At 64.7% G+C, this 3,326-nt stretch carries 2 protein-coding genes and 1 pseudogene; all 3 read right to left on the reverse strand.

Translation table 11 applies throughout. The features are described from left to right. The coding region (locus tag EOA27_RS28495; protein ID WP_145970582.1) for an aspartyl/asparaginyl beta-hydroxylase domain-containing protein at positions 1-618 on the reverse strand (618 nt) is incomplete at its 3' end. A 100-nt stretch (positions 619-718) separates the two neighbouring features. Beyond that, positions 719-2,211: pseudogene (locus EOA27_RS28500) on the reverse strand (efflux transporter outer membrane subunit). 11 nt (positions 2,212-2,222) lie between these two features. Then, on the reverse strand, positions 2,223-3,326 hold a 1,104-nt coding region (locus EOA27_RS28505; protein WP_145970583.1), incomplete at its 5' end, for an efflux RND transporter permease subunit.

A 3,326-nucleotide genomic window follows, 5' to 3' on the forward strand; every position in this document is an offset into this window, starting at 1 on the left:
GATTTCCATATCCAGCGGCATTTGCGGACGCCACACGTCGAGCAGAAGAGCGACGCGCGGCTGATCCGAGTTGTTCATGACTTCGTGCTCGAACGTGTCGTCCCACAGCATGCACTCGCCGTCGGCGATGCGCCTTTCCTCATGGTTGATCATCATGATCGTTGCCGGGCGGCCGTCCGGCTGTTTGGGGATGGCGAGCCCGAGGTGAAAGCGCATGATGCCGCGGAATGGTCCGCGGTGCGGCGGGATATGCTTGCGCGGGGCGAGGAAGGAGACGGCCGCCGACTTGACCTCGGGGCATTCGGTGAGCAGCCGGGTCAGAACCGGCATCCGCGCGAGATTCTCCGGCACCGTCATGTCGTAGGCCTTGAGCACGAACATACGCCAGTCGAGCCCGTCATTGGCAGAGATATCGGCCTGCTCCGGCATGATGTCGTGGAAACGCGGCGCCTTGTTCAGCTTTGCCGCCAGCGCTTCATCGCGGATGTCCTGCCAGGCGGCGGCGAACTTAGCCGCATTGGGAAAATGCGTGCCGGCATCAAGAATGGCCGGCGCATCTATGCGCTTTTCATAGATACGGCGAACCAGATTGGTTCCGAGATCGTAGGCGCCTGTCATCTCATTACCTCAACGAGGCTGTTATATAGTGGGATATTATTTGCGGGCGTCGCTCACGGAGATTTGTTCGGGCCGGCGGATAGACCGCACGGCTCGCCGGTCATTGCGTCTTTGATGCCAGCCGCGGACCGGTGCGGACATCTATGATTTCGGGTCTGGCCGTGTCGATCGCGCCGTTCCAGCCACCGCCAAGCGCCTTGTTCAAGGCTATGTGATCGGTGGCGATCGAGACGCGGCTTTGCAGGACGGAATCGTCGGCGGAATAGGCTGAGCGTTCGGCATCGAGCACGTCGAGGAGGCTGGTCTCGCCAGCCTTGTAGAGCGTTCTTTCAAGCCGCGCGGCATCGCCGTAGGATTCGCGGAGGAGGCGAGCTTGCCGTTCCTGATGCGCTCCTGCGACAGCGAAACGGTGGCGTTTTCAACGTCTTCCAGCGCCGTCAGCACGGCGGCCTTGTAGGCGACGAAATACTGGTCGCGCTGGGCCTTCGCGACGTCGACGGCCGCCTGCAATTGGCCGCCATTGAACAATGGCACGCTGAGGGTGGGGCCAAAGGACCAGCCGATGGGGGAGTTCTTGCCGAGATCGCCGAGCTTGAGGGATGTGGTGCTGATGTCGCCGGTCAGGCTGACGCCCGGATAGCGCGCCGCCTCGGCCTGGCCGATCTTGGCGGTGGACTGTGCATACTGCCGCTCGGCCATGCGCACATCCGGACGGGCGAGCAGGATGTCGGCCGGGATGCCGGTCGGGATCGGCAGGCGGGGCGCTGGGATCGGCGTTGCGTGCCTCAAGCGCTCGTTGAGGGCCGCTGGCGGCCGCCCGGTCAGCACGGAAAGGCGATGCACGGCCTCGGCATAGCTGGCCTCCAGGCTCGGAACGCCGGCTTCCGTGCCGCTGGCCTGTCCTTCCGCCTTGGCTACGTCCGCCGCGGTCGCCGAGCCGGCCAAGGCCATCGTGCGGGTGAGCTGGGCGGTTTGCCGCTGCGATGCGGCAGAGCGCCGGGCAAGCGCTATGCGGGCCTGATAGCCGCGTGCCTGGACATAGTTGGAGGCGACATCGCCGACCAAGGTCAGTAAGGTCGAGCGCAGGCTTTCCTCGGAAGCGTCCAAGCCGTAGCTGGCGGCCTCGACGCTGCGGCGGTTGGCGCCGAAGAGGTCGAGTTCCCAGCTGGCATCGAAGCCTGCCTGATACTGGTCATAGGTTGTGCCGGTTGCCGTGCCCGAGCTGGTTGCTGTGGACCTATTGCGGGTGGCCGAGGCCGAACCGTTGGCGGATGGGAGCAACGTGCCTACCGACTGGCGGTAGCTTGCCCGCGCCTCGCGGATCTTGGCCTTGGCGGTGGCGACGTCGAGATTGCCGGCGACCGCCTCCGCGACGAGCGCGTTCAACTCGGGATCGCGCAGGCGCTGCCACCATTGCGACAGCTGCGCCGGCTTTGCCGGCCTTGCCGCCTTCTGCCCGCTCCAGCTTGCCGGCATCGCCAGCAGTGGCTTCTGGTAATCCGGACCGACAACGCATCCCGAGAGCAGGGCCGCGGCAAACGCGGGCAAAAAGAACCCCTTCGCGGTCGCGAGACCGCGTTCAAAACCTGGCATGGAAAAAACCTCTATTCTTGAGTGGCTGTGGCTGGGGTCCCGCCTGAATTCTCGTTGGCTGCCTTGCCCTTGAAGATGCGGCGCACTGTGACGAAGAGAAGCGGCACCATGAAGACGCCGATCACGGTCGCCGCGATCATGCCGCCCATGACACCGATGCCGACCGAGTTCTGCGCGCCCGAGCCCGCGCCGCTGGCGATCGCCAGAGGCGTGACGCCGAGGATGAAGGCCAGCGATGTCATCAGGATCGGCCGCAGGCGTTGCCGCGCCGCTTCGAGCGTTGCCTCGACCAGCCCCATGCCGGCAGACTGCCGCTCGATGGCGAACTCGACGATGAGGATGGCGTTCTTGGCCGCCAGACCGATCGTGGTGAGCAGGCCGACCTTGAAATAGACGTCATTGGTCTGGCCGAAGAGAGTGGCCGCCGCCAGGGCGCCGAAGATGCCGATCGGCACCGACAGCATCACCGCGAACGGGATCGACCAGCTTTCGTAAAGCGCGGCAAGGCACAGGAACACGACCAGCGCCGAAATCGCGTAGAGCGACATCGCCTGGTTGCCGGAAAGCCTCTCCTGGTGCGACAGGCCGGTCCATTCATGCGAATATCCGGCGGGTAGTTGCGCGACCAATTTGTCGATCTCGTCCATCGCCGCGCCGGAGCTTTGGCCTGCGGCCGCGGCGCCCTGGATCTCGACCGCCGCCGAGCCGTTGTAGCGTTCGAGGCGGGGCGAACCGTAGGTCCAGTGGCTGGAGGCGAAGGCCGAGAACGGCACCATGGCGCCGCCGGAATTGCGGACCTGCCATTTGTCGAGATCTTCCGGCTGCATACGGAAATCCGCGCCCGACTGCAGATAGACCGGCTTCACTCGTCCGCGCTCGATGAAGTCGTTGACGTAATCGCTGCCCCAGGCGGTCGACAGCGTGTTGTTGATGTCGGCGAGGCTGATGCCGAGCGCGCTGGCCTTTTCCTGGTCGATATCGATCGAGAATTGCGGCTGGTCCTCCTGGCCGTTGGGGCGCGTGTTGGCAAGTAGCTTGCTCTTTGCAGCCAGACCCAGAAGCTGGTTGCGCGTCTGGATCAGCGCCTCATGGCCGGCGCCGTTGACATCCTGGAG

Source organism: Mesorhizobium sp. M2A.F.Ca.ET.037.01.1.1 (genome assembly GCF_003998075.1).
Classification (GTDB): Bacteria; Pseudomonadota; Alphaproteobacteria; order Rhizobiales; family Rhizobiaceae; genus Mesorhizobium.